The 23,580-nt window shown below is 60.4% G+C and carries 18 protein-coding genes; 8 read left to right on the top strand and 10 right to left on the bottom strand.

All coding sequences use genetic code 11. The features are described from left to right. Positions 1-29 precede the first annotated feature (29 nt). Complete coding sequence (locus AC1DC5_RS17975; protein ID WP_476866055.1) at positions 30-1,349, bottom strand: ABC transporter substrate-binding protein; 1,320 nt, start codon at positions 1,347-1,349, stop codon at positions 30-32. A 126-nt stretch (positions 1,350-1,475) separates the two neighbouring features. Beyond that, the gene (locus tag AC1DC5_RS17970) at positions 1,476-2,483 is read right to left on the bottom strand and encodes a LacI family DNA-binding transcriptional regulator (RefSeq protein ID WP_476866054.1); all 1,008 of its coding nucleotides are present in this window, start codon (positions 2,481-2,483) and stop codon (positions 1,476-1,478) included. A 711-nt stretch (positions 2,484-3,194) separates the two neighbouring features. On the opposite strand from AC1DC5_RS17970, the gene AC1DC5_RS17965 reads away from it, so the two are divergent. The 3 genes from AC1DC5_RS17965 (at position 3,195) to AC1DC5_RS17955 (ending at position 7,220) form a co-directional block, all read left to right on the top strand. Beyond that, on the top strand, positions 3,195-3,881 hold the full coding sequence (locus AC1DC5_RS17965) for a helicase associated domain-containing protein (protein WP_476866053.1): 687 nt from the start codon (positions 3,195-3,197) through the stop codon (positions 3,879-3,881). Positions 3,882-4,386: 505 nt separating this feature from the next. Then, positions 4,387-5,346 carry a hypothetical protein gene (locus AC1DC5_RS17960; RefSeq protein ID WP_476866052.1) on the top strand — a complete coding sequence of 320 codons (960 nt, stop codon included), beginning with the start codon at positions 4,387-4,389 and terminating at the stop codon, positions 5,344-5,346. A 500-nt stretch (positions 5,347-5,846) separates the two neighbouring features. Then, positions 5,847-7,220 carry a DNA cytosine methyltransferase gene (locus tag AC1DC5_RS17955; RefSeq protein WP_476866095.1) on the top strand — a complete coding sequence of 458 codons (1,374 nt, stop codon included), beginning with the start codon at positions 5,847-5,849 and terminating at the stop codon, positions 7,218-7,220. 105 nt (positions 7,221-7,325) lie between these two features. On the opposite strand, the gene AC1DC5_RS17950 is transcribed toward AC1DC5_RS17955, so the two are convergent. Further along, on the bottom strand, positions 7,326-8,519 hold the full coding sequence (locus AC1DC5_RS17950; RefSeq protein ID WP_476866051.1) for an MvaI/BcnI family restriction endonuclease: 1,194 nt from the start codon (positions 8,517-8,519) through the stop codon (positions 7,326-7,328). Positions 8,520-8,659: 140 nt separating this feature from the next. Here AC1DC5_RS17950 and AC1DC5_RS17945 point away from each other — a divergent pair, with 140 nt between their 5' ends. Continuing rightward, complete coding sequence (locus AC1DC5_RS17945) at positions 8,660-9,160, top strand: very short patch repair endonuclease (protein ID WP_476866050.1); 501 nt, start codon at positions 8,660-8,662, stop codon at positions 9,158-9,160. A gap of 839 nt (positions 9,161-9,999) precedes the next feature. On the opposite strand, the gene AC1DC5_RS17940 is transcribed toward AC1DC5_RS17945, so the two are convergent. Together AC1DC5_RS17940 and AC1DC5_RS17935 are read right to left on the bottom strand one after the other, a co-directional pair. Next, positions 10,000-10,608, bottom strand: a complete 609-nt coding sequence (locus AC1DC5_RS17940; RefSeq protein WP_476866049.1) for a hypothetical protein — start codon at positions 10,606-10,608, stop codon at positions 10,000-10,002. A 17-nt stretch (positions 10,609-10,625) separates the two neighbouring features. Beyond that, positions 10,626-11,837 carry a GmrSD restriction endonuclease domain-containing protein gene (locus tag AC1DC5_RS17935; RefSeq protein WP_476866048.1) on the bottom strand — a complete coding sequence of 404 codons (1,212 nt, stop codon included), beginning with the start codon at positions 11,835-11,837 and terminating at the stop codon, positions 10,626-10,628. Positions 11,838-11,994: 157 nt separating this feature from the next. Between AC1DC5_RS17935 and AC1DC5_RS17930 the strand changes: the two genes are divergently transcribed. After that, on the top strand, positions 11,995-13,656 hold the full coding sequence (locus tag AC1DC5_RS17930; RefSeq protein WP_476866047.1) for a hypothetical protein: 1,662 nt from the start codon (positions 11,995-11,997) through the stop codon (positions 13,654-13,656). Between the two features lie 1,136 nt (positions 13,657-14,792). Here the strand turns inward: AC1DC5_RS17930 and AC1DC5_RS17925 are convergent. Beyond that, a complete protein-coding gene (locus AC1DC5_RS17925) occupies positions 14,793-15,014 on the bottom strand; it encodes a hypothetical protein (RefSeq protein ID WP_476866046.1) in 222 nt (73 codons plus the stop codon). Between the two features lie 459 nt (positions 15,015-15,473). Between AC1DC5_RS17925 and AC1DC5_RS17920 the strand changes: the two genes are divergently transcribed. Together AC1DC5_RS17920 and AC1DC5_RS17915 are read left to right on the top strand one after the other, a co-directional pair. Continuing rightward, complete coding sequence (locus tag AC1DC5_RS17920) at positions 15,474-16,412, top strand: endonuclease NucS domain-containing protein (protein ID WP_476866045.1); 939 nt, start codon at positions 15,474-15,476, stop codon at positions 16,410-16,412. Positions 16,413-16,578: 166 nt separating this feature from the next. Continuing rightward, positions 16,579-17,337: a hypothetical protein gene (locus AC1DC5_RS17915; RefSeq protein WP_476866044.1), complete on the top strand. Its 759-nt coding sequence runs from the start codon at positions 16,579-16,581 to the stop codon at positions 17,335-17,337. Between the two features lie 30 nt (positions 17,338-17,367). Here the strand turns inward: AC1DC5_RS17915 and AC1DC5_RS17910 are convergent, their stop codons facing one another. From AC1DC5_RS17910 to AC1DC5_RS17895, 4 genes are all read right to left on the bottom strand, one after another. Continuing rightward, positions 17,368-18,645: a flavin-containing monooxygenase gene (locus tag AC1DC5_RS17910; RefSeq protein WP_476866043.1), complete on the bottom strand. Its 1,278-nt coding sequence runs from the start codon at positions 18,643-18,645 to the stop codon at positions 17,368-17,370. Between the two features lie 211 nt (positions 18,646-18,856). Beyond that, on the bottom strand, positions 18,857-19,654 hold the full coding sequence (locus tag AC1DC5_RS17905; protein ID WP_476866042.1) for a DeoR/GlpR family DNA-binding transcription regulator: 798 nt from the start codon (positions 19,652-19,654) through the stop codon (positions 18,857-18,859). A 105-nt stretch (positions 19,655-19,759) separates the two neighbouring features. Then, positions 19,760-20,764, bottom strand: a complete 1,005-nt coding sequence (gene pdxA, locus AC1DC5_RS17900) for a 4-hydroxythreonine-4-phosphate dehydrogenase PdxA (RefSeq protein ID WP_476866041.1) — start codon at positions 20,762-20,764, stop codon at positions 19,760-19,762. Continuing rightward, on the bottom strand, positions 20,761-21,975 hold the full coding sequence (locus tag AC1DC5_RS17895; protein WP_476866040.1) for a four-carbon acid sugar kinase family protein: 1,215 nt from the start codon (positions 21,973-21,975) through the stop codon (positions 20,761-20,763). The genes pdxA and AC1DC5_RS17895 overlap by 4 nt, the downstream gene beginning before the upstream one ends. Positions 21,976-22,144: 169 nt before the next feature. Between AC1DC5_RS17895 and AC1DC5_RS17890 the strand changes: the two genes are divergently transcribed. After that, complete coding sequence (locus AC1DC5_RS17890) at positions 22,145-23,563, top strand: Nramp family divalent metal transporter (protein ID WP_476866039.1); 1,419 nt, start codon at positions 22,145-22,147, stop codon at positions 23,561-23,563. Positions 23,564-23,580: the final 17 nt, after the last annotated feature.

Genomic DNA, 23,580 nt, shown 5'->3' with positions numbered 1-23,580 from the left:
AGGCGTGTGGTCTGAACTGCTGGGCTGGATTACTTGGTGAGCTCGGTGAGCTTGGCCTGCATGTCGTTCAGGGCCGTGTCCGTGTCTTTGGCGCCGGTGATGGCCGCGTAGGCCTCTTCCTGGATGGCCTTGGTGGTGGCGCCGTACTGGACCACCTTGGGGCGCGGCTGGGCGTTGTTCAGCGAGGTCAGCAGGGTGGGGAAGAACGGGCGCTTGGCGACGACGGCGGGGTCCTCGAACAGGGAGGCGTACACCGGGGCGCGGGAGGACAGGGCGAGGCGCTTCTGGGCCTGCTCCTCGCTGGTGAAGAACTTGACGAACTCCAGCGCGGTGGCCTTGTTCGGGGTGAACGGGGAGATGGCGAGGCTGCGGCCGCCCAGGGTGGAGACGCCGGGGCCGTCGGTGCCGGGGATGGAGGTGATGCTGAACTTGCCGGCCACCTTGCTGGAGCCGTCGGTGGCGCTCAGGGAGGCGTGCAGGAAGGGCCAGTTGCGCATAAAGACGAGCTTGCCGTCCTGGAACGCGCGGCGGCCCTGCTCCTCGAGGTAGGTGATGGCGTCGGACGGGAAGAGCCCGTCCTTGAAGCCGTCCACCAGCAGGTTCAGGCCTTCCTTGGCTTCGGGGGTGTTGACGGTGGGCTTGCCGTCGGCGTCGACGATCGATCCGCCGGCGGAGGCCACGGCCTCGGAGAAGTTGACGGTGAGGGCCTCGTTCTTGTCGAACTGGCCGGTGTAGCAGGACATGCCGGCGGCTTCGGGGAGCGCCAGGATGGCCTTGCAGGCGGTCTTCATTTCGTCCCAGGTCTTGGGCGGGGCGGCGATGCCGGCGGCCTGGAGCAGGTCGGAGCGGAAGTAGAACAGGGCTCCGTCGGTGTAGTACGGGGCGCCGACCAGGGAGTCCCGGTAGGTCGCGGCGTTAACCGTGGCGGGGATCATCTTGTCGGTGGGGACGGCGTCCGCGGGCAGCGGCAGGATCCACTTGTTGGCGGCGAACTCGGAGGTCCAGACGACGTCGAGGTTCAGCACGCTGAAGGTGTCCGACTTGATCTGCGCGTTCTGGATGAGCTGCTGGCGCTGCTGGTCCGCGGAGTCCGGCAGTTCGATGAACGTGACCTTCTCCTCCGGGTGGGCGGCGTTCCACTCCTCGATGGTCTTGTTCGCGGCCCCGGAGGCGTCGCGGTTGGAGACGTAGTTGATGGGGCCCTTGCCCTCGAAGGACGCGGCGGCGGCCTTCGGGGTGCTCTTCGCTTCCGTGCCGGTCCCGCCGCAGCCGGTGAGGGCGACGGCGGCGACGGTCAGGGATGCGGTTGTGGCGAGAAGAGTCTGCCAGGTGCGGCGGCGCTGCCTCATGTGTTGCTCCTTGTTAAGTGGGGTGGTGCGAGGTGGGTGGTGCGGGTGGTTTGGTGCATGCGGAACTGCGGCGAGTTGCCTCGTGGCACGGGGGAGTGCCGGCTGTCGCCGGTGGTTTGTGTGGGTCTAGCTCGTCGGTTCTTGCTGTTCCGGCGGTCTTGGGCTGGGCGGCGCGGTGGAGCCGCGCTCGATCAGCCGGTGCGGCATGATCTTCGGCCCCAGGTCGCGGGAGCGGAGCAGCTTCTTCACGGCCATCCGTCCCATTTCCTCGAGCGGCTGCGCCATGGTGCTCAGCGGCGGGTTCACGTGCAGGGAGGTGGAGGTGTTGTCGAAGCCCAGGACGGAGACGTCTTCCGGCACCCGGAGACCGCGCCGCTGCAGTTCATTGACGACGGCGGCGCCCATCTCGTCGCTCATCGCGAAGATCGCGGTGAGTCCGGGTTCCTGCCGCAGCAGGTCGTCGACGCCGGGAGCGCCGCTTTCGTAGAAGAAGCTGCCGGTGGCGGTGACCGGGGTGCAGTTCGCTTCGGTCATGGCGCGGAGGTAGCCGCGCTTGCGGGGTTGGGCGACGTGGACCGACGCCGGATCCCCGGTCAATAGGCCGATGCGCCGGTGGCCGAGTCGCAGCAGGTGACGGGTCGCGTCGTAGGCTGCCTGCTCGTCGTCGATGGCCACGCTGGGGGAGCCGGACTTGTCGCTGATGGCGACGGAGATGATGGGCACGTTGGGCCCCAGCAGCTGCCTGGTCTCCGGCGTGATCACCGCGGAGATGAGGATGACGCCGGCGGCCCGGTAGGTGCGCAGGGTCCGGAGGTAGCCGGCGATGTAGGCGGATTTGGCGCCGGTGCGGCCGAGCATCACGGCGTAGCCGCGTTCCTGCGCCTCTTCCTCGACACCCTGCATAACTTGGGAGGCCAGGGCGTCCGAAACCATGGGGGCGAGGAGCCCGACCACGGACGTCTGGCGGGTCTTGAGGCCCCGGGCGAGGTAGTCGGTTTCGTAGCTGAGGCTTTTGACCGCGGTTTCGACGCGTTCCCTTGTTTCGTCGGAGTAGCCGACTAGCCCGTTGACAACCCGGGAGACGGTGGCCGGGGAGACGCCGGCGTGCTTGGCGACATCGCGGATGGTGACCACTGTTCCTCCTCCCTGAGGGTGTCTCTGTTGTCTGCTGTTCGCGTTACGTAATCGGTTTCGGAAAACGGTTTACGTAAACGGTTTCGTTAGGTGCAGGATCAACAGTAAGGGGTGGGTGGGGGATAGCGTTGCGTTTCGTAAACGTGCGGGAACGGTGAAGACGGGTACCGAGGAGATCCAAGCTTGACCACGGACAGAACTCGAGGGTGGGCGGGCAGTGCCATCTACGTCAGGCAAGCCTGCGGGCTGAGGTAGCAACGATTGGCTCGATGAGGCCCGCTGTTTGGCCACTATGGGTGAGAGGAAGGCGTAAGAATCTGGTGCCCGATAGGTCTGGTGCCCGATAGGTGATGCGGCCCCGGTTGGCGAGTTCCTTCGCCTGCTGGTCAAGGTCAGATCGCGGAGTCATCAGCGAATACTGATCATTTTTCCGGGGTCCTCCTCGCTGCGTGTAAGTATGAGTTGCAGGCCGCGGACACGCTTGCCAGATGGGCAAGAGCCTGGGAGTTCGGTCGTAGCTGAAGTCGAGCTTCGCGTATCAGTTGACGTGAGTGGATGACGGAATTCGTGCATTGATTGAAATCTTGCGAGTCGCGCTACGGTGCAGTATCTCGTCAAACATGCGGCCCACAGCTTCCACAACTGATTTCATCGCTGGTCGAAGAATATGCAGGGTGCGCGACAAGATGACCGAACCTCTAGGCTGGTGCCATGAGTGATGGGGGCACATTTGTGTGGGAAGCGTCGAGGCACCCCGAGTGGGATCTGATGTATCGCAAGGGCCTTTCCGTTAGCCAGATTTCGAAACTATGCGGAGCCGGGAGTGAAACCGTCGGCCGGTATTTGAGGGGGGAGCTAAAGAAGTTCCCAGACATGCAGGCGGAGCACGAGGCGTGCCGACCCCAGACCAAGGTGACACAGCTCCGTTCCTCCTGGCTAGCCAATATCAAGGAACTGTCGGCTGTCTTCGAAGCTGAGAGCCGCTATCCGACTTCTAGTGATCCTGATCCGCAAAGACGCCGGTTGGGGCATTGGCTATCCGTACAACGGTGTGCGCACCGCGACGGGCGACTTACGCAGGCCAAGCTTGACGCCCTGAGTGAATTGCCAAAGTGGAAGCAAAACCAACGGCTTGACCTTGCACAGAAACGGTGGCAACAAAGGCTCGAAGAGCTTCAGGCTTTCGTAGTCGAACGAGGACGATGGCCGAGCTTGCGAAAAGCCGAGTCTGAAGCAGAGCGCGGTCTGGGTGTGTGGCTCCATGCACAGCGCCAGAAAGAATCTCGAGCTGCATTATCTGAAACGAAGTCGGAATCGCTGGAGGCATCAATTCCAGGCTGGTACACCTGGGGACGTAAGCTTCCCCGGTCACTGAATTGCCCAGAAGAGCAAGAATAGTAGTCAGCTGTGAGTTCTGCCTTGCAAGATCCGTCGACCCGACAACGCAATCTCGACAGGGCTCTATGATGGCAATGACACCTGCGGGCGAAATATGTCGCGAACGACGTCGGGCAAGATTACCGTGCAAACGGCGCCGGGCAGCTTGCTCGAGAGGTAAGAAGCCCGTCCGGATTCTTCTGCCGGCGGCCGTGCTTCAGTTGTCACCCTGTGCGCGCAGCAACTCTGAGGGGCCATACGAATCGCCGGTATCGTCACCCCGGATCTCCCATTGCCGATGGGGGCATTTCGGGGTACGTGCTCGGATCCGCTAAATCTGTTGGCGGGCCCTCGAGTACCGTTCTGACAAACCTATTTTGATTCTTAAAGTCCGGCGCGCCGTCCTCGCGCTGCCGATGAGGAAAGGATGGCAGGTGCGCATACAATGGTCAGCGGACTTCTGTGACGACCCTGACGGCGCCCGAACCAGAAGTGTCCTCGCAAACAGTCACTGAAAGGGAATTAAGTGTCGACACCGCTCGATATTTTCCGTCTAAAGACAATGGCAGAACTCTCGAAAGTACCGAGCTTCCGGAAAACGTGGCCACATCTTGAAAAAGAAATCCTTCGATCCTTGGGAGACGCTCCCAATGGCGAAGACGTATTTCGGTTGGGTGATCGACTTAGCGTAATCTTCTCCTCCGTAATGCCTTCCCAAGCCGAGGCTGCTAAGCAGCAGGCTGTGCAGGGGGGACAATCGGTCGCGACGCTGCCTGAAATTGTGTCCAGAGACCAGAGCACCGTGGCTACTGCCGGAGCAGTTTGGGAATGCCTGATCTCTTGGTACTTGAATTTCGTCTGCTATGGAACTGACGTAATCGCCGCGAAACGAACCAAGTTCAACACACCGACGGTCATCACTGATGCAATTACGGTGACACTTCACGGGTACTCATCTATGTCAGAAGCCGACATTGTTGTCTTCTCAGTTCCGGGAGTGGAAAATATTCCTGCTGAAGTCTTGACGATCGATGATCTGAATGCGAGCATCCGAGATGATGCAGGATCCTGCTCGGTTGCCATCGTTCAGTGCAAAACAAATTGGAATGAAAATGCTCAGATTCCGATGCTTTGGGATCTCATCTATCGTTCCGTTCCCGTAGACTTGACCTTGCAGCTTGGATGCAATGGAGTCAGCCCCCGCAGCTTCAAGGACAAGTCGATCAAGTACGCGTTTATGACTGTTCCCACCAATAGGAAGAACAAATACAAAGCGGGCGGCGTGCCCGTTAACCGCGTACGTGGGCTTTCAGGCGGGAATTATTGGGGCCATCCCACCGAACAGGGTGTGGCGAGGGGATTCTCCGACTTTCTCAACACCAACTTCAGCGCGCATTTTCAAGGTAGCATCCAAAACCACATAGACCGCGAACTTGCTGCCAATCCTGACTTGATGCAAAAGTTTCTAGGTCTCAACTTTTCCTAGAAGGAAAGTTGCCTGAACGTTTGCTGTGGGCGTACCGACGAACGAGGAGCGTTTCTTGCCGGGATCACCTTTGACCTCGTGGCGGTCCTCGCATGGCCCGACTAGTGGTCCTGTTCATCGAACCGGTGGGCGACTGTGTCGGCTTGGTGCAGGAGCTGTGGATTGCTGCCGTCTGGAAGACTGGCGGTCGATGGGGTGGACTATCGTTAGCGAGTGAGTAATGCTTGGCCTTCTCGTCCCGCTGAGGACTGTTCGGCTCTACGTGGACAGAAGGCTTCGCCACTCGGTCTAGCTCCTCGCACACGTGGCGGTCGAGGTCTGTGAAACAATGAACTGGCTACTGGCCGCGGCCGAGAGCAAGACCGACGCCGCCCAGAGGTTGACGGCCACGCCAGCAGATGAAGTTCTGTCAGTGCTCGGCACTATGGTTCCGGTACGGGATCTCCGCGGGAACATTGGTCCTGGAAAATCATCCGAGAATCAGACAGAATAGGGCAGTGATGAAATACGTTGATCTCTTCGCCGGGTGCGGTGGACTCTCTCTGGGCATTGAGAGAGCGGGAGGGGAACTGGTAGTCGCGGTTGAAAAGTCCGACATGGCGGCCAGGACGTTCTTCCACAATCTGGTGGATGACGCGTCGAACATGCACGAGTGGCTTCAGTACGTCTCCAGCCCAGTGGCAGATCAGGTTAAGAGAGGCGTGCTGGTACGGGAGCTGAACTCGCTGTTGTCGGAGGACGACATAATGTCGGGATTGGCCGCAGAAGAAGTCGATCTGGTCGTTGGGGGCCCGCCTTGCCAAGGCTTTTCGCTGGCCGGCCGCCGTAACCGGGACGACGTTAGGAACAAGCTTCCCTGGGAGTATCTGGAATTCGTTTCCCGGACCAGACCCAAGGCAGTCGTGATCGAAAACGTTGTCGGCATGAACCAGCGGTTCACACCTGACGAAGAATCCTCTTTCGTCCAATTGCAGCAAGCCCTGACAGAGACGGAACCAGGTTACGTTGTTCAGGGTGTGTTGGTAAATGCTATGCATTACGGTGCGCCCCAGCATCGACCGCGATTGATGATCATCGGTGTCCGGGCAGATGTAGCCAAGGCGCGGGGCATTCGGTCTACCGGCGCGTTGTGGAAGTCGGACTTCGCGGATGCCATGGCCCTTCCTTTGCCCGATCTGGCGCCAGTGCCGACCGTTGAGCGCTCAAACGTTCGTACGGTCGAGGATGCCATATCTGACCTCTCACCCCACGCAAGCAAAGCAAACCGGCCGCGAAACCGCGAGTACCTCAAGGAGATGCGTGACGGGGACTGGGGTCTTCGGCTGAAAGCAAGAAAAGACGAACAGAATCACGTGCCGCGCAAGCATGCGGCACGGACGGTCGAACGTTTTCGCCTTTATCAGTACTTGGCCGGTGCCGGTCTTGATCAACGAGTGGTGAGTCGTGCTGCGTCCCTGCCGGAGTCGGATGCGATGCTCTACGTGAAGACGCAACTCTTGGACGCCGAGATGCCGGCTACCTCTCCAGATGGTACCGTCTTGGCTTCCACGTTGGATGAACTTTGCCAATTGGTTATCAGTCTCGCCACAAAAAAGCACTCCCAGAAAGTCCTCGGCTGGAAGAGTCCTGCGCGTACAGTCGTGACCTTGCCGGACGATTATGTCCATCCGCTGGAGCCTCGAATTTTTACAGTAAGGGAGATGGCACGCTTCCAAGGTTTCCCGGCAGCATTCGAATTCCTGGGCAAAGAGACGACGGGGGCTCACAGACGGCGGGTGGAAGTGCCCCAATACTCGCAAGTAGGCAACGCCGTATCCCCTTGGCTATCTCTCGCGGTCGGGAAGATGGTCTCTAAGGTGTTGAGCGGCTCGTAGCGTTGAGCTGGGCCGGAAATCTGGTGCAAGTGTTGACTGAGAGCGGTAAGGCGAGGTTCCAGCGCCGAGCAAACAATGCTCGGCGCCGGGTCGTGTCGCTTTCTGTCAACGTCGCCCAACGAATCCGTTACCAAGCTGATAGACCTCGATGCGTGGGAAGAGTGAGTCGAATTCACGGTCGGCAATCTTAAATAGTGGGCCCTGTTCCTTGACACCTTTTCCCGGCTTCTTTGAGATGAGGTGATCGACAGTGATGGCTCCTGATGCCAGAAGCGGCACGACCTGATTGAGCACAGGTTTGCTCGTATGGACGATCGAGTCGAAGCGCACGTATTCTCCGTCATGCCTCAACTCGGACGTCGCTTTTACCCAAAACGTTTCGGCGTGTTTACGTTTTAGTGCAGTCCGCAGCGACTCCATAGTCCAGCGCAACCTGAATGCCGAGTGCTGCCTTTCGCAGAATTCTTCGAGTACCGTTTCGTCCGCGGAGACTCGCAGTCTCAAACCTTGAGAATTGGCTCGTTTGGCGCCGACTTCGCAGTTTAGTTCAGGAAATCCCCGTCGGTCGTAACCGAAAAGGTCGAGAAATTCCGCTGTGCTCGTCAGCGTACTCATATGCCAATCAGGCACCTTGGCGAACATCGTATGCCGATTTTGCACTCTTGCCCTAGTGGATTTAATCTCGATTCCCTTGTAGTCAGGTGCCTTGCTGGAGTTGGCCGAAATACCCAATTCTGTCTCTAGAAGATGCCCCACTGCCGTATCGCCGGACCTGTGAGTCTTGATGAAACCGCGTTCCGCCAGTTCAAGAATCATCTGAAGCAGCTCCCGCGACGCCGAAAGTCTATTTCTCGCTCTCCTCCCCAGAATGTCTTGGAGCGCCCCTCGGCGGTTTAATTCAGTTTCAATATCTGATTCATCAAGGCGAAGTATAAAGAGTTCTTCATCCAGAAATAGCACTGCAGATATATCGCCAGGCATGCAGATCTTCTTGATATGAGAAATTCGAAATCGTGGATCACCTTTTTTGGTGCAGGGCCTGTACATGGCAACTTCTGACGCCAGAAACTCGCCATTCTCAATAATTGTGGCCATGCGAATGATCTTTGCTCCTTGACCTTGGCTTTGCTTAGCGTAGTCGTGAATTCCTGTGGAAACCAAGAACTCCCGAAACTCTTGCGTGGCATCCGAATAAGCCTTTTCTAGAGTCGTTTCTGTCTGCTCTAGCAGTCCGAATGGTACATCCAGCCTCACCAATAGTTCGACGTTGAGACGCTCAGGATCCGACAATTCTCTCATTTCGTATTCCTATCCTCAAATAATGCGCAGCACTTTCTAGCTCAGTCACAAATTATATAGGTTAAATTGACGGGGAAACCTGGCCTCGTGCCGGACCAGCAAGCCCACACCGTGGACGTGGGATCTGTCGACGACGCTGTATGCGTTCGAAAGACTCGATCAGGCGGCGAAATCGATTGGGTTCTAAGATTGACCATGTGGCAGATTTCATGAGCCCGGAGCAACGGAGCGCTCATATGGCCAAGATCCGCTCCAAGAATACGAAGCCGGAGGTCCGACTACGCAGTCTTCTGCATCGCGCCGGATACAGGTTTAGGCTTCACGAGCGATCACTTCCGGGTCGGCCCGACCTAGTCTTCACGGCCCGTCGAAAGGTCATCTTCGTCAACGGGTGTTTCTGGCACGGACACGACTGCTCAGTGGGCTCTCGGCTACCAAAGACGAACACAGATTTTTGGGCACTGAAACGCGAGAAGAATCAGGAGCGCGACGCCCGACAGCTGCGGGAATTGGAGTCTCTGGGGTGGAGTGCCCTCGTAGTTTGGGAGTGCGAGCTACCGCCAAATTCGCCCTTGGATGCGAGTTTGATGAGTTTTCTCGGTCCGCCGAAGCGGGGGCTCTCCGAGAAGACACCTCGGTGAATAGCCGCGCTGAAACCCAAGACGCCTCCGCGATTAGCTCACTCCGATTGCAGCGCACCGATCTTCGCGGATGGCCTAGACGTCATTCCTGGCGAGGCCGTATCCGAAGGTCAGCGATGTGCTTGTCCCTCGGGTTCTGATTCACTCCCGTAGTGGGGCAGCTCAACGGTACTGTGTTCATCATATTGCCCGTGAGCACGTTGCAAGGGATGATCGTCGCGCTCCCACCAAGGGGCGGATTTGGAGGTTCCTACCGTTGGCCGCCGGCCTCGCTATTCTGGCGAGGTGCATGCTCTACACGCCCGCCATTTCGAGGGCGAACCGTCGTTGGGCTGTTAGCGGCGCTGGCGGCAGCCCCTTGCAATTATTCCTGGTCGGTTTCATGCACCAGCATTGCGCGGCATAGGGCCGTTGCTCGGCCAGCGCGTGACTGATGGCGCAGGGAACCTTACTATCCCTTCCGATATCGGCAGGGATAGTGGGTTCAGAAGCGATATTGGCCGTGGTCCGTTCCTGGTGCCAGCGCGCCCTGACGCCAAGGGCTCGAACGTACGTCCGTTCCAGCTCGCCGGGAACGTTGTGATGCCGACTGATGCTGTTTCAGTTTGCCGCCCGATTCCACGCTTTGTACTGCCCCTATCGCAGTGCTTCCTGAGATTATGCGGCCCTTTTCAATTGTCCAGCGTATATTCATCCGGTTGAATGTTGAGCCGAGATATATACATTTTGAAAGTTCAGCATCACAAACGCCCGTATTCGGATGGAACGAAGAGACGCGCATTTGTGTGATCGTCACGTTCATGAGCTGCAAAACGTCACCGGCCCATGAAACTTCTGAATTACGGTAATGAGGCTACCCGGCGATCAAGGTCTTTGAAGCCCAACATGATTACCTTGACTTGCGCATACTCCGTCGCGGGATCGAGCCGAATACCTATCTTCCCCGACGACTTGTGCGCGAAGTCTCCTCGCTCCTGTGCCCAGCCATCGAGGCGCTCAAGCCAAACGAGGTCAATTTCACTGGCTTCTAACCCGATTGGTAACACCATGTTGAGTATGTTTATTTCGCGAACGCCATGGTTGAACATGCGGACTTGATGGTTGAAGCGTTGCGCGGCGTCCCTTAAGCGTTCGGGGAAAAGTTTGGCGCCTTTCTGTCCAGGATCAACGAGGGAGGTTGCCGGTTTACCGCCAACCTCGTCGTAGGCAATGAGGGTGGCAAGTGTGATGGACGGCTTTCGGTTCGCAGTCCAGAGCGCAATGCGGGCCGCGACGTGACCCGTCACAATATCTTCCACGAATGACTCGAATTCTGCGTGAGCCAGCAACCTGAATGCCGCAGCCCGCTGGTGTACTCGTTCCGGATACAACCCGGTTGCATCGAATCGGGAAGGCAACATAGCGTGGCGAAGAGCTGTAATCCTCTTCTGCATCTCGACGTATCGCATGCTTGGCACGGTAAACCTCAGGGCTGCAGAACGCGGTCGGAGTCGAGCTGCGGAACGCGAACGTTCGTGTCAATTACGGAGGCAAGTCCGTTACCCCAAACGGAGAGGCGTGTGTGCAGCGCTTCGATAGTTTTGGTAGATGTTTGCAAGGCCTCCACGAAAGCTGAATTATCTCGACAGAGCTTTTGGAATGTCTCCCGAACTAGTTCAGATTTTTCAATCGCGGCATGGCGAATCTCGGGTGTACTGAAATAATAGACCATAACATCGAAGACTGCACGATTAAAGCGATTCTCATATGAATTACGATCCGGATTCCAACGCGAGAAAGCACTTGTTTTGAAAATTGTAAGTGTGGCATCGACGGCGTGGTCAAACTCATTCGCCAAGCTACGAAGTGTTGATTCGTCAGATTCCCAATGCACATTCAGCTTGTCGGATGTATCGTCGAGAAAGTTCTTGAGGCTCCCTCTGTAAGATGAGAGCCCAGTTTTCAAGGCAAAGTATCGCAGCAAAATCTCCACATCGCGCATCCGAAAATCTGGCCCAGTGATGTTTAGTGCTCGTTGCAGGGGTTCACTTGCGGATGCGTGATCGTCCAAGTAGTCCGTGAAGTGCCCTGGATGTAGGGCTTGCCGTAGTTCCTGAGGGGAAAGCTTCACACTGCCGGTATTCAGCCTCAAGAAAACTAAGTTGAGGAATGCATCATCCGGCCAGTTCCGGACAACCGCGGTACGGATAGTTTGGTTTAGGAAACTGTTGAGGTCGTGTACCCGGTCTGCACGAGATTCGAGGTCAGCAAGCGAGAGACGCTGTAGCTCGGGACGAACTTCCAGTGAACCTAGCGAGAGCTGACGTAGGGAATCGTCGGCATCGCTATCTAGCGATGACCCCTTTGCGAATTGTGCCAGCGTCAGCAAGCGCTGCTTGCCATCTAGAACGATAAAAGAACCTTTGCGTCGCTTATCCTCCGCCAAAACCAGTTGTGGGATTGGCAGACCAAGAATAAGGCTTTCAACGAAACGGCTTTTTCTGGATCGGTCCCATGCGTCGCGGCGTTGGAATCGAGGATTAAGCTGAATATTGCCCCGTCGCATCTGGCTGAGGATAGTCTCTGTCGTCCAGGCTGTATCTGTGACGAAAGCCGAGGTAACGTCGTTGAGTTCTACAGGTTCCTCGTCGTCATCAACATCGTCGATGAGGTCTTCCACTGCAAGCTTGTCGTTCATGTAGACATCATGTCAGATGCGCTCAAAGTCGTGGGTGCCCTAGCAAGACGCTTCGTAGTCCTAGGGGCCGTATGGCGCGGAAAGCGGCGCACAGAACCGGTGCTTCCCATCGTTCCCTGTGGCTGGGGGATTGGCGGTGCCGTGGCAGAGTTCTTACATGACTTCCGAAAGCGACGTAAAAGTAGTTTCACAGTTTGTTCTCCGCGCTCGTCGTGTGGCTGCTCACTCACTTGCTCAGAATCGTGAATCACTGCGGGAACTCGCCGGCTTCAAGATCACCGGGAATGTAACACTAGATGGCACTTTTACAACGCGCCGCAAGTTGCCAGATGAAGAAGTTTTCGAATCTTTAGCCGCCCGCGTGCGCCCTTTCACACTAGCTACCGAGCCCATCTACTCGGAAAAAGTCTTTGAGGCTCTTCATCAACTTTTGAAGAGCATGCGGGATTCACCTATCGACAACATCAAGGGCCGGTTGGCGACTCTCAGGGCCGAATGGGCTGCGATCGATCTGCAAGGTATCGGGGCACTTGCGTTCTGGGTGCAGACTGAGCGTGGAGATGGTGCCGACAGGAGCCCACAGGTGACAGACATCCAACTTGCTGCTTCCTGGATGTATGCCGACCTAGTCCATTCAAACCCCAAGGGCCCGAAGCGGCAGGGCCTTCGTTTCCCGATCAAAGAACGCTACTCAGCAGCGGTAAACGTATTCTCACGAATTGCACTGTTGAGTCTGGCAACCCACGACGCAATCATGGAGCTGCACCAGTCCGGTGCCATAGAGCTGGACCCGCTCTCCCTCGCAACAGACGTGGTGGTTGGCATTGATGAACTAGTCGAGGAGGGAGTCGCTTACGTGGGCCCAGTTGGTGCTCCGATGCCGAACATGGACGCATCACTTGGCTTTCCACCAAAAGGGTGGGACCAATTCACTCCGACAGTACTACTGCGAAACGACTCACGTAACCAGATTGAGGTTGTGATGACGGCTTCGGATGGCTCGGTAGTAGCGGCTTACGATGCAGCCATTGCACGACGTTGGTCCCGCGATAATGCTTTGCACTGGGCAGTGTTGATTGCGGGCGTCGTAACCGCAGAGTTCTCGTTTCTTGTGGAAGGCGGGACGGTGGAGAATATCCGCCTTGTCGAGTTGGCAAGTGAGGCGACCACAAACCTGATGATGCTGACCGAAGCGAAGCTGCAGCGTGAGATGAGTCAAGCCGAGGAGGTCACGTTCTTCGTGGCCGAAAAGCCATTCTTCTCGTTCAGGGTCCCCCCGATGGAGCCAAAAAAGGCTGCCTGGATAGACGTATCGATTGACACCTTGATCGATCTGACAGCCATCGAGGCAGTGACGAAGAAGTCTTTGGCTCCGCTCAGAGGCTCCTACTCGGTGCGCGACCGTGTCAGACTCAGGCAAGCTCGACTACTACTAGAAGGCAATTTAGTGCCGCTCGAACTATCTCCGATGCAAATCACCGCTGCACGCGGAGTCACTCCTCAAGTGGTATTGAGCGCAGAATGGACATTCATTCTGGGTGACGATACGTCTGTAACAATGCCTCAAATGGCGGTCATGCACCCGTTGATGCGGCCGGGCAAGGTGACAGAGGTTTTAGACGGTGATCCGCCTAAGGATCTCATCACTATGGAGATCCCAGTACCAGAGCCTTTCGTAGCTTGGGTTCCGGATTTGTTGTTGGTGGAAGACGACGAGGATCTGGAGGGACCTACCAGACTGGGTTTGAGCCACATAGATGAGAAAGGCCTATTTGGCGGGTGGGAAGGCGCGATTTCTACGCACCTGAGCCGCACCTAGATACAGCGGCGCGACCGCTAGCGCGGCACCGAACGGTCACAGTAAGCCGGGCAGCCCGACCAAACGGGCAATACATGGTGGGCAAAGGAGAATAAGGCTGGAGGTTGTCTCAACATGCTGTTCTAAACAGGACCAGCAAGCTGCCTTCAAACGAGACAGGGTATACGAGCAAATGTGCACCATCGGATACGCCCAGGTAACACGGCAGAGTAGTCCTCGGAGCTTCAGACGAAGCCGATCCAGGGCAATCGATGCGAGCGGATCTTCGCGGGTGACAGGGTGAAGGCAAGAGGGGCAGGCTGCAGCGCCCAAGCGTGGACTTACTACCCTATCGGGGACGACTCCAGCTTCTGCTAGATCGCCCCCAGCAGCTTTAGGGGCGTTACGACAGCATCCATCCTCGATGTAGTCCTCCGGGTCGGCTGTTCCAGTTCGCCGGACGCCGCAACCTCCAGCTACAAATGGAAGGTGCACGGCGGGCTCGCTGCGAGGATCCCCGACGGGCCTGACCAGTCCAAGCGGTCGGCGCCCACGAGAATCCCGACTCTTCCAGTGCAAGAAGCAGATTGATTTGATATAGATTCGTTCTCCCATAGCCATTGCAAGGAAGCAGCCGAAAGGTAACCGTGCCAGTTGATTGGGTCTACGACCTGCTTGATAAAGAAGTTGTGTTTACGGGCAGGGACGAAGAGTACGAGCGGTCGGACCTCGCGGCTATAGCACGAGGTATGGGTGCGTCGGTTAAGGGAGACGTGGGAAATTCCACAGATATCCTAGTCCGAGGCTTCAGCTCACAATGGAAGTACGGCGACTATGGCAATAGAGAAAAACAAGTGGCCAGGATGCAAAGCTGGGGCCACCGCATCGTCATAATCGACAGTGCCGGATTTCATGAACTGCGACGTGGATTCCCCACTCCGACAATCGCACCGCATGTTCCGGATGTCGCCGCTCGCCTGCCGGCCTCGTTGGGTGGAACTCTCGGAGCTCCCTACCGGTCGGGTCAGTTCGCCGAACCTGTCGCACTCGCCGGAGATAGCTACAGGGATCCGGATGCAGTCGACCGAGGGCTTCAAGCGCACTCGTGCACGCAGGATGCATTGGCACGCCATCTAGAGGATATTGGGTTCACCCCCTTATCGGCCTTTAGTATTGGCTGCAATTTTGATTTGGCGTGGGATCGTCGGGATGGCACCTGCGGAGTGGCTGAGGTGAAGAGCTTGACGATCGAGAACGAGATCTTTCAGATCCGCCACGGTTTGGGGCAGGTCCTCGACTACGGGTTCCGTCTCCGCACGCGAGGATTCGAGCCGCAACTCTTTCTGGTCTTGGAACGGCAGCCCGAGCGCGTAGAGCATTGGTCAAGTCTTTGCACGGAAAGTGGAGTGACACTGACGTTCGCGCCGGAGTTCGCAGAAGTCAGATAGGCCTGCTTCTAGGAGTGAGGTTGAGGACGGCAGCGGGCCAGCCAGAGCCAACTCTAGCTATGGGGCTCCGGACGGAAATCTAACGGGGACGTCACTTCCCGGGTTTTTCGCGCATGCTCTCCAGGGAGAAATCTGGAAGCGTGTCGGCCAGGGTCCGACTGGATCTAAATCAGCCTGACCCTTACCGCACAAGACGCTCGCTTAGTGGCGTTCGGGAATTCCCGCGTACGACAAGTGTTACGCGTTTGTTGGACAAGCTGAGGCGCCGGTCTCGGAATGCCTACTAACGCTTGCGCGAGGCTGGGGGTTCAAACGCCGTCACTGCCGTGGGATAGGTTCGGGGTAGAAAAATGGTAACCGCCTTCACTGGCAAGCGAGACTGGGAGAGCAATGACGACGGCATGGGTGGTACGGCAAGGCAGAGGCGGCCAGTTCGCGGAACAGATGATCGAGGCCGGCTATCTGGGCGTCGATTTCATCGGCGACTATGACATCAAACCCCACCTTGGCGCCGGAGCGGAAGTTTTCCGTGGAGTTATGAACAGTGTCTTTCTGGAGATGAACCCCGGGAAGAGCCGGATTGCAGCAGGACTGGCGATGGGGAACTTGTGGGCGGCCTGCGAGGGGATCAGCGAAGGCGATCTCGTTCTGGCTCCGAAGCCCGACCGCACCTACCAGTACGGTCTCGTCACAGGCGGCTACGAATACTGCCCCGGCACAGACTTGCCCCACCGGCGCCGCGTCGATTGGAAGGGCTCGCTCAGCAGGGACGATATGAGCCAGACCTTGGCGTCCTCTGCCGGCTCACTGATGACAGTCTTCCAGCTCACCGCCCACACAGCCGAGCTCGCGACTCTCACCCAGCTGGCCGACCCGGCCCAGCCCATCGTCCAGGCGATCTCATTGCAGGTAGAAGACCAGCTGGCGTTCCAGATGGAGAAGCAACTCGAGGACTTCCTGGTCCACAACTGGGCCAGCACATCCCTGGGGCGGGAGTACGACATCTACGAGGAAGACGGCCAGCCGGTGGGGCAGCAGTACCCCACCGACACCGGCCCGATGGACATCCTCGCCATCAGCAAAGACCGGTCCCGCCTCCTGGTCGTCGAGCTGAAGCGGGGAAGGGCCAGCGACGCTGTAGTGGGCCAGACTCAGCGCTACATGGGGTTCGTTCAGGACGCCCTGCTCGAACCCGGACAGACCGTCGAAGGCGTCATCATCGCCCAGGAAGATGACCTGAGAATCCGCCGGGCACTGTCCATGGCACGGAGCATCCGGTTCATGAAGTACCGCGTCGAATTCCACCTGGAGCCAGTGACCTGCCAGTGAGAGGAGGCGTTGGCGGCTGGGACGGACGCACGTGGGCTCAGGTGCTCGCTGGCCGGGCCGTATTCAGGACCCCAAAAGTGCGGGACACTGGAAGTCCCGAAGGACGAAAGCGTGCCACCTTGATCAGGCTCCAACACGATGCCGACGGCTTCACCCGGCTGAGTCCTTGGGACTGAGCGGGGCCGGCGGCGCCGGCCATCTCGATCCGCTGCTGTATCCGTGGGACCCGCCCGTGGCCTCGGGTGTCATGGACGGCAATGAATTCCGGCCTCTTGAGCTTTCGGCCGGGCTGGATGAAGCCCTCGCGCAAGCCGGCGCGGCACCGCTGGACGCCCGTTCCTTGGTGGTCTCCATCGGCTCGAATTCAAGCGCCGACGTGATGCGGCGGAAATTCGCCAGCTACCACCAGCCTGTGAGCGCGGTCCTGCCGCTGGTCCGGGGGCAGCTGCACAACATCGCCGTTGGCCACTCCGCGCACGTGAGCAACGGCGGCTACATCGCCGCCGCCCCGTATCTGCTGCTGGGAGAGTGCACAGCGGTCTGGCTGTCGTGGCTGGACGATGTCCAACTGCTGGCCCTCGACGAAACGGAGCCCAACTACCGGCGGATCCAGCTCGACGTCGAAACCTGCCCGCTCGTGGTAGACCACCGGGACCTTCCGGAAGAGTTTTCGCTGTTCACCTCGCGCTGGGGCGTGCTTACCGACGGCGACGGCGGGAAGCTTCCCTTCCTCGACCAGCCTGCCCTCTTCGGGCTCCTCGCCGGCAGCGGCACCGGGAACCTCGTGGAGGAGGGGAGGTCCGTGTTCGACGGTCCGCCGGAGCGTGTTGCCGAGCAACTCGCGATGCCCCCGGTCCAGGCCTGGGCCAGGGAATGGTTCAGCGCGGCCGGCCTCGCCGTACCAGTGGACTTCGACGGGCCTTGACCGGGTAGCCACGCCTCTGGAACATCGCCTTCATCGGGCGGCGATGTTCCCGGCGATGTGCTGCGCGATGTATTCGGCATCGCGGCCCACGCCCGCCACGATGGACGAGCCGTGCCCGGTCAGCCACGGCAACCCGACGGCGTACAGGCCCGGGTGTTCGGTGACGCCGCGGTGGTGCCGGGGGTAGTTCCATTCGTCCAGCACCGGGATGTGCAGGATGCTGAAGTCCAGCCGGTAGCCCGTGGCCCAGAGGACCGACGTGATGTTGGCGGCTTCGAGGTCCAGCCGGGCCGGCTCCGAGGGAAGCCAGCGGTCCTGGCGCGGCGGCTCCGGCTCCGGTGCCGGCATCCCGGTTGCGGCAATATAGCTGTCGAACATCGGTTTCATCCGCTGGTAGAACGCCGACTCCACCAGGTCCAGGCGTTCCGGCAGGTCATCACTGAAGACGAGGCCGCCGTCGTCGGACGCTTCCAAATGGCCGTGCAGCAGGACGCCGCGGCGGCCGAGGTCCCGCAGGTGGAGGTCGTGGCCGCCGTCGGCGCCGGACACCAGCGGGTTGCAGGCGAACCTCGCCGCGGGGGAGGGCAGCTGCCCCACGGTGAGGCCGTTCAGTCCGTAGCCGGGGCCGAATTGCGCCAGCTGCATCATCCAATAGAGGAGGTCCTGGCCGCGGTACCGGCGCGGTGCTTCCGGGCACGTGGACACCGCCAGGTGGATGTCGCGGCCGACGGCGAGCAGTTCCTCGGCGATCTGGCCGCCGGACTGGCCGGTGCCCACGATGAGCACGGCACCGTGGGGCAGTTGGCCCGGGTTGCGGTAGCTGTCGGTGTGAAGTTGCAGGAGGTGGCTGGGCAGTTGCGCCGACAGCGCGGGGATTTTCGGCATCTGGTAACCGCCGGTGGCGAGCACCACGTTCCGGGCCCGCCAGCTGCCCTGTGTTGTGGCCACGCTGAAGCCGCCGCCCTCCGCGGGCGCCATACGCGTGACATCCGCACCCGTTCGGACAGGAGCGCCGATGAGCTCCGCATAGTGCCGGAAATAGCCGATGAGGTCATCCCGCGGCATGAATGCTTCCGGGGCGGGGCCGTCATACGGCATGCCGGGCAGCGCGAGCGAGAAGTTCGGCGTGTTCAGGCAAAACGCGTCCCACCGGTCCTGCCACGCTCCACCCAGCGTGTCGCGCCGTTCCAGCAACAGGTGTTCGACGCCGGCCCGGCTGAGCCAGTAGCTCGTGGCCAGGCCTGCCTGCCCGGCCCCGATGATGAGGGTGTTGACGCTTTGCGCAGGTTCTTCGACGCGGGATTGCATCTCTATTTCCTTGCGGTGTTCGCCTTTGGGGCCTTCGGTGGCAGTCCGGCCTCGTGACCCTCAGGGTGGTGCGGGAGCACCGAGCAGAAGTGCTCCTTGTCGGCGTCGGAGGCTTTCGATATTTCCGTCGGCCTTCCTCCGGCAACTGACGGTCACGGGTGGATCTCCCTGCAGGATATGCCCGCGGCCGCGCGGGGTACAGGCGATCAGGCTACCCGCCCGGGGCCCCCGCCGATGATCCCGCAATGGCTGCCAACTCCACCACAACCCCCGCCTCCCGGAACTTCTGCACCTGTCCCGGGTCGGCGCCGTCGTCCGTCACCAGCGTCCACGGCAGCGCGAGCCGCGCCCACGCGTGGAATGGTCGCAGGCCCAGCTTGGACGAATCCGCCAGCACATACACAACCCTGCCGCGCCGCGCCATCAGTTCCTTGAGCCGGGTCTGGGCATGGTCGGCCTCGCAGATGCCGTCCTCGGCGGTGACGGCGTCGGCACCCAGGAACACCCGGTCAAAGCTCATCCGCTCCAGTGCCGCCTCGGCCAGCGGACCCACAAAACTCTGGCTTAGGCTCCGCAGCCTGCCGCCCAGGCAGTCCACCTGGATGCCGTCCGAATCGGCCAGCTCCTGCATGGTGTTGATGCCCGGAGTCGTCACCGACAACCGCTCGAAGCCGCGCAGCTCATGCGCCAGGGCACCCACCGTGGAGCCGGCGTCGAGCAGGATGTTCTCCCCGGGCCGGATCACGGACGCCGCCCAGCGGGCGATCGCATGCTTCTGCTCGAACGCCTCGCCGGTGCGCTGCCGCAGAGACGCCTCCGGGTGCGCGCCCAGGGCCATTGCCCCGCCATAGGTGCGGGCCAGCCGGCCCTGCCCGTTCAGCAACGCCAGGTCGCGGCGGATGGTGGATGCCGTCACCTCGAACCGGGCGGAAAGTTCCTCCACGGACGCCAGGCCGGTGGTGACGGCAAGGTGGTAGATCTCCTCGCGCCTGGCATTTGCAGACAGCATTCCCGGTCTCCTTCGCGTGGGCGTGGTTACCATGCTAGTTCCGGCACCCGCCAAACTTCCCGCAGCATCGCCCTGTGCCCCTAACCATGTCCCGCAAGCTAGCGCCTACACCGCCATGCTGGGCCGGGTGGCCATCTCCGCAGCCTGGTGCAGTGCTTCCACCATGCTGCGTGAATCCGCGATCGCCTTGCCGGCAATGTCAAAGGCCGTGCCGTGGTCCACCGACGTCCGGATCACCGGCAGACCCACTGTGATGTTTACGCCGGCCTCGATGCCCAGCACCTTCACCGGGCCGTGCCCCTGGTCGTGGTACATGGCCACCACCAGGTCGTAATCGCCCCGGCCGGCCAGGAAAAACAGCGTGTCCGCCGGCAGCGGGCCGGCCACGTCAATGCCGGCAGCCTGCGCCGCCTTCACGCCCGGCTCGATCTTCTCGGCTTCCTCCCCCTGCCCGAACAGCCCGTTCTCGCCGGCGTGCGGGTTAATAGCGCATACACCGATCTTCGGGTTCGGGATGCCCGCACGGACCAGGGCCTCATGCCCGCGGCGGATGGTGCGCTCCACCAGGTCCGGGTTGATCTTGCGGATCGCATCCATCAGCCCGATGTGCGTGGTCACGTGAATCACCCGGATTTTGGGCGTGGAGAGCATCATGGACACCTCCTCCGTGCCCGTCAGCTGAGCCAGCAGCTCGGTGTGCCCAGGGAAGATGTGCCCGGCAGCGTGCAGGGCTTCCTTGTTCAGCGGCGCGGTGCAGATGGCCTGCACCTTTCCGGCCATGGCCAGCTCGCTGGCCACCCGGATGTACTCGTAGGCGGCGTGCCCGGCCACCGGGGAGAGCTGCCCCCACGGCAGGTCCTCGGGCAGGAGGGCCAGGTCGATGACGTTGACCCTGCCCGGCGTGAACTCCGCGTCCTCAACGTTGTCAATCGCCCGGATGTCCGCCTCGATGCCCAGAGTGTCCGCCGCCTGGCGGAGGCGCAGCGCGTCCCCGATCACCACGGGCCGGCACTCCTGCTGGATGTTCCGGTCCAGAACGGCCGGCACAACGACTTCCGGTCCGACGCCGGCGCCGTCACCCATAGTGACGGCGATGTAGGGGGTGCTCATGATGAGACCTTTCCAGGGTTGGTGGCTTCTAGTGCCTGCATGGTCAAGAGGATTTGGGTAAGGCTGTGGCGGTCCCCGAAACTGCCGGGGCGCGTGGCCACCAGGCGTCCGGAGTCGGTGACACTGACGACGGCGCCGGGGTGGGCCTGGGCCAGCGGGTGCAATCTGCGGATCCCCAGCTCGTCCAACACTGCCCGGGCGGTTTCCCCGCCACTGAGGACCAGGTGGCGGCCTGCATGGGCGCGCCGGGCCAGTTGTGCCAGTGACTGAACGATTGCCGCCGAGCGCGCAGGGTCGATGGGCCCTTCGACCACGACGGCGGTAGAGCCCTCGCCGCCGGGATCAAAGGAGGGGATGTCAGCAGGGAGCAAGCGGTGGACCGGCACCCCCATCTGCTGCAGTTCGGTCAGCTGGGCGCGCGTTGACGGGCTTGCCGTTCCGAGGATGAACATCGCGGGGGACTGCCTGAGCCGCGGCGCTGTCGCTGAAGACGCGTCCGACGGCGCCGGGCGGCTCCGGCGCATGGCTGCGGCCAGGCCTGCCGCGCCGGCCAGGACGATGCCCTGGCCCAGCGCGGCCGCCGCGATCCGGTCCAAGTCGTCGTCTGTTTCGGCGTCACACACGGCGAGGCGGCCTTCGGACGCGTGTCCCGCGAGGACCTCCTGCAGGTCGCCGCCTCGAATAGTGCTGAGGGGTACGACGGCGGGCGATGTGACGGTAAGACGGGAGGCTATTGAGTAACCGGGGTCCGCTGACTCCGCCTGCCACAGATTGGTCTCGTGCAGCGGGATGCCCTTGATCCTCAGCACTCCGTTGCGGACAGTACGGTCCAGGTCCGGAAGTGCGGGGCAGAACGCGACGGGACCCGTTTCCATTGCTGCGGCGAGCTCTACGTCCAGGTTGCCGCGCAGCAGGGAATCGAACTTCAGGAAGACGTGGCTTCCTTCGGGACGGGCAGCCAACAAGGAACGGATGCGGGCTGCGGCGTCCGGTCCCGCGGCATGCCGGTTGCCTGAGTCCACCACCAGGATTTCCGGGCGGCGGGAACCGGGATCCACGGCGGGGTCCGCGTCACCGGGGGAGGGGAGGTCTAGGGCAGCCGGTGTGGCCAGCAACGGCATTTGCGCGATGTGCGCATAGCCTGCAGGCAGTCCTGTCAACGCAGCGGCGACCTCTGCCGCACCGGACAGGTCATCTGCGATGGCATACATGGACAAAATGGTCTCCCTCAAAGTTCGGATTGCATAAATCACGCTATAGAACTTGCGCGAAACGCGCAAGTGTGGAAATGTGAGCGGCGCTACAGGTCTACTGGCTCAGAGCAGTCGTTCAGATTTGGGCTTCCTAGCTGTTCCACATACATAGTCGAAGGAGACTGCTGTGACGACGCAACTGACAACAGCGGAACAAGATCGTGCCCAACCGGCCGACCCCTACAAGCTCCGGCCCGAGGACGCGGTGGCCGCCCCCACCACGTTCCGCGGCCGGTTCCGCTACCTTGGCCCTGGCCTCATCCTGTCTGCTGCTGTGGTCGGATCCGGAGAGCTCATCACAACAACCGCCCTGGGCGCACAGGCCGGGTTTGTTCTCCTCTGGCTGGTCATTGTCTCCACGGCCGTTAAAGTCTGGGTCCAGATGGAGCTCGCCCAATGGTCCATCCTCACCGGGAAGACCGCACTTGAGGGCTACGGCGAGGTGGGCCCCAAGACCCGCCGGGGCGGTTGGATCAACTTCCTCTGGATCCTGATGGACTTCGCCAAAATCCTGCAGCGCGGCGGCATCATCGGCGGTGCCGTTGCGTGTATCTCCATCATGTTCCCCGTCATGAGCGGCCCGCTTGAAACGCCGTCCCTCACGTTTTGGACTGTGATTGTTATGGCCTCCGTCATCACCATGATGGTCAGTGGCAAATACTCCATTGTTGAACGCGCAGCGTTTGTCTCCGTGGTTGTCTTCACCGTGGTCACCGCGGCGCTCGCCCTGGGTCTCCCGCTGACCTCCTTTGCCTATACCGGGAACGACCTCGCCACCGGCCTGAGCTTTGCCCTGCCGGCGGGCGCCATCGGCTTCGCCATCGCCATGTTCGGGCTCACAGGCGTAGGTTCGGACGAAATGACCACGTACACCTACTGGTGCCTCGAAAAGGGGTACGCCCGCTGGACCGGGCCCCAGGACGGCACAGCCGAACGCGCAGAACGCGCAGAAGGCTGGATTAAGGTCATGCGGCTCGACGCCCTCGTTTCCTGGGTCATCTGCACACTCTGCACGCTCTCCTTCTACATCATCGGCGCGGCAGTCCTGCACCCGCAGAACCTTGTCCCCAAGGGCAACGACATGATCGTCACCCTCTCCCGCATGTACACGGACACCATGGGCGGCTGGGCACACTGGGTGTTCCTGATCGGTGCCTTCGCAGTGCTCTACTCCACGCTGGTTGCCTCCACCGCCTCCGTGCCACGTCTGTGGACCAACACCCTGGGCATCCTGGGCATCTTCGACTGGGCGGACGTGGCCAAGCGCAAGCGCATCATCTCCGTGCTCACGGTGGTCATGCCGATCATTTGGGCCGCCAGTTTCCTCGTCATCAAGTCGCCGGTCATCATGGTGCAGATCGGCGGCGTCGCTTCGGGAATCTTCCTGGTGGCGGTGGTCATCGCCGTCTGGCATCTACGGCGGCAGGTTGACCGCCGCTTCCGCTCCAGCAACTTCTGGACGATAGCGTTGGTTTTCAGCAGCCTCTCCGTTCTGTTCATCGGCGTCTACTCCGTCCTCACCGTCTTCGGCGTGGAAATCGGCTGACCCTCTCACAGAGTTTG

The sequence above is a fragment of the Arthrobacter sp. 10L424 genome (genome assembly GCF_056395325.1).
The sequence above is the reverse complement of the archived record's forward strand: the minus strand, read 5'-3'. Positions and strand labels throughout refer to the sequence as shown.